A 3,362-nucleotide genomic window follows, 5' to 3' on the forward strand; every position below is an offset into this window, starting at 1 on the left:
CGTCCCCGCTGTCCCCGCCGTTGCCGCCGGTCCCCTGCTCCTCCTCCCCCGGCCCGGACTCGGACACGGACTCGGACACGGTGGGCCCGCCGCCCGCCGTCCCGTCGCCACCGTCCTCGGGCAGCAGCCACACCACCGTCGCCACCGCGACCCCCGCGACCGCCAGGGCCGCGGTCACCAGCGGAGCCCGGCGCGGTCGCGGGGCCGGGAACGCGGGCGCCGGTGCCGCCCCGGCCAGCAGCCGGTACGGCGGGAAGTCCGCCAGCGCGTAGGTGAGACCGCAGCGCCGGACGACCTCCGAGGGGGCGGGCCGCCGCGCCGGTTCCCGGTCGACGCACCGCCGTATCAGGTCGGCGAGGCCGGGCTCCACCCCGTCGACGTCGATCTCGCCGTGCACGACGCGGTAGCTGACCGCCGGCCACGCCCCGTCGCCGTAGGGCGCGCGGCCGGTCGCGGCGGCGGCGATCGTCGCGCCGAGCCCGAACACGTCAGCGGCCGGGCCCGCCTCGTCGCCCATCAGCACCTCGGGGGCGGTGTAGCCGACGGTGCCCGGCGTCTGGCCGGTGCGGGTGAGCCGCGTGTGCTCCGCGGCCCTGGCGATACCGAAGTCGATCAACTGGGGGCCGCCCGGGGCCAGGATGACGTTGTGCGGCTTCACGTCCCGGTGCACCACCCCGTACCCGTGCACCGCCGCCAGCGCCTCCGCGAGCGCCGCGAACAGGCCCGTGCACAGGGCGGGTTCGAGGGGTCTGCCGCGGGTCGCCGCGAGCAGCGTCGGGCCCGGCACGAACTCCGTCGCCAGCCAGTACGGCGGCGCGTCCAGCGAGGCGCCGACCAGCCGCGCGGTGTACGGGCCGCGCACCGAGCGCACCGTCGCCACCTCGCGCCGGAACCGGGCCAGGACGCTCGGGTCCTCCGCGATGTCCTCGCGGATCACCTTGATCGCCACCTGCGCCCCACCCGGTGACCGCCCCAGGTACACCCGCCCCATGCCGCCGCTGCCCAGCCGGGCCAGCAGGGTGAACTCGCCCAGTCGCTCCGGATCCTGGCCTCTCAGTGACTCCACGCCACCACTCTGGCAGAGGCACGCGCCCGAGTCCCCCGGCGGTCCTCGTTCCCCGCCCGCGGCGTGAGATATCGTCGCGCCGCCGCGTCATCGGGCGCCCGGGGGACGTCCGCCGCGAAGTCGCCCGCCTGCGGCGGTCCGGCGCCGAGCAGCCGGTCGTCCAGCGCCTCGGGCTCGGGGGCGAACCATGCCCGGAGCACCACCACGGCAGCCGTGCCTGCGAGCACGACGGCGGCCAGCAGGTGCGCCCACCGGCGGCGCGGGAGCGGCAGCGCGAAACCCGGCGAGCGCCGGAACGAGCGCCGCGGGCACGGTGACCCACGCCAGCATCACGCCCGTACCCGCCACGAGCGCGACGCACGCGCCGATGGCCTGCCACCACAGCCCGTTGACCGCCCGGTCGCCGTCGTCCGTCATGCCGCCGCGTCCGCGGCCGGGAAGGGTACGCCGACCGCCTCGCGGGTGAACGGCGGTTGGCCGAGTCGCCCTCAACCGGCCACCCGCGTCGGCCCGTTCCGGCGACCGCGGTCCTGGCCGCGGCCGCCGTCGTGGGCGTGGCCTGCCGCCTACTGCCTGCGGGCGGCGAAGGGCGTCATGTCGTCCCACGCCGACGTGCTGCCCACCGCCCACAGGCGGCCCTCCCCGTCCCGTTCGACGTCGAAGAGGGTGCCGCCGCCGGCCACGTGCTCCACGTGCTCGAAGGCGCCGTTCGCGGCGAGGGTGAGGACGTAGTTGCCCTCGGGCTCCACCTGCGGGTCGCGCGTCTCGCCCACCGCGACCGGCGTCCCCGTGGCGTCGAAGGCGATGTCGAAGAGCTGACCCGGCTCCCTCAGGACCGGAACGGCCTCCCAGGCGGCGCCGTCGAAGTGGAGCGCCACCGGGTGGCGGCCGAGGGTCTCGTCCCACGCGTGGCCGACGGCCCAGACGTCGTCCCGGGCGCGTGCCGTCGCGCCGTCCAGCAGAACCCCGCTGACCGACCCGGGGAGTTGCTGCTGCTTCCAGCCGGAGCCGTCGAAGTGGGCGACGCCCGCGCCGAAGACGTACACGTCGTCGGGCGCCAGCGCCAGCACGTCGCTCGCGAAGCCGACATCCCCGGCCCCGGTCATGTCCACCTCCTCCCACTGGTCCTGGCCCGCGCGCAGGGTCAGCGCCAAGGGCTGCTCCACCCCGGCCTCCACCCGGACGCCGATCGCCCACAGATCACCGCCGGGCGTCACGTCGATCGCGTTCAGCCGGGACGAGGCGCCCAGCGACATGCCCAGGTCGACGACCTCCCAGGCCGTTCCGTCCCAGTGCTGGATGAGCGCGCCATTCTCATCCTCGGGCACGTCATCGGCCCCGACCGCCCACACGTCGTCGGCGGCGCGCACCGCCACGCCGTCGAGGCGGGCGGCGGCCAGCGGCTGGGGCGGGGTGACCCAGCTCGTGCCGTCCCAGCGCACCGCGTACGGCGCGAACAGGGATTCCTTGCCATAGCTCATGCCGACGGCCCAGGTGGCGCCGTCGGCGCTCGACACGTCGTACAGCACGCTGTCCGGCGCCTCGGGCGGAAGCGCCGTCCACCGCGGGGCCGCCACCGCGGGGGCGGTGCCGACCGCCAGGGCGAGCACGCCGGTCGCGAGGGCCAGCGCGGCGCGGCGCGGTCCGGCGCGGCCGACGCCGGTGACACGAGTGACGCGGCTGACGCGGAGGGTGCGGGTGGTGTCCATGTCGGGTGTTTCTCCTCGGAGTTGGGCAGGGGGATCGGAAACGGTGGGTCAGGGGACCCAGCCGGGATCGGCGGCGATCCCGCGGAGCTCGGCGAACGTCAGCGGCGGTTCTCCGCGGGTCGCGGGCCCGGAGTCCTCGGCCGCGTTCCAGACGCTGGCCACGACGCGCACGCCCCCGGGCCGGTACAGGTCCACGCTGCGCGAGACGACCCCGGAGCCCGGCGCGGCGTGCTCGTCGGGGGCCTCCTCGGCGACGCCCCTGATCCCGCCGGCGAGTGTGAGCTCCTCGCACGTGCCGCCCTCGACCTCGCGCCGCGCGGCGCAGGTGAAGAAGTCGTCGTCCGGCTCGATCCCGAACTCGGGGAAGAACCGGAGCTCGACCGAGATCAACGCGTCCCCCGCCGCGTCCTCCATCACCGCGAGCACCACGTCGTCGCCCGACGCCTGGTCCACGGACAGTTCGGTGCCCGCCGGGAGCAGCGAGCGCAGCGTGGCGACCATCTCCTCCGCGGAGACGGAGCGCGGGGCGTCGTCGGGCGACGGCTCGGGCCGGTCCGGGGCCGGGGGCGTGGTGGCCGGGCCGGAGG

3 protein-coding genes and 1 pseudogene are annotated in these 3,362 nt (G+C 76.5%); all 4 read right to left on the reverse strand.

Features of this window, described 5'->3' with window-relative positions; genetic code table 11:
* On the reverse strand, positions 1-1,066 hold a 1,066-nt coding region (locus ADY01_RS34220; protein WP_159001610.1), incomplete at its 3' end, for a serine/threonine-protein kinase.
* The gene (locus ADY01_RS39550) at positions 1,054-1,293 is read right to left on the reverse strand and encodes a hypothetical protein (protein ID WP_159001612.1); all 240 of its coding nucleotides are present in this window, start codon (positions 1,291-1,293) and stop codon (positions 1,054-1,056) included. The genes ADY01_RS34220 and ADY01_RS39550, both read right to left, overlap by 13 nt.
* Positions 1,294-1,632: 339 nt before the next feature.
* Positions 1,633-2,775, reverse strand: a complete 1,143-nt coding sequence (locus ADY01_RS39555; RefSeq protein ID WP_049580673.1) for a hypothetical protein — start codon at positions 2,773-2,775, stop codon at positions 1,633-1,635.
* Positions 2,776-2,823: 48 nt separating this feature from the next.
* A pseudogene (locus ADY01_RS34230) lies at positions 2,824-3,362 on the reverse strand (hypothetical protein); the annotation flags it as partial.

The organism is Streptomyces sp. SBT349 (assembly GCF_001083795.1).
GTDB lineage: Bacteria > Actinomycetota > Actinomycetes > Streptomycetales > Streptomycetaceae > Streptomyces.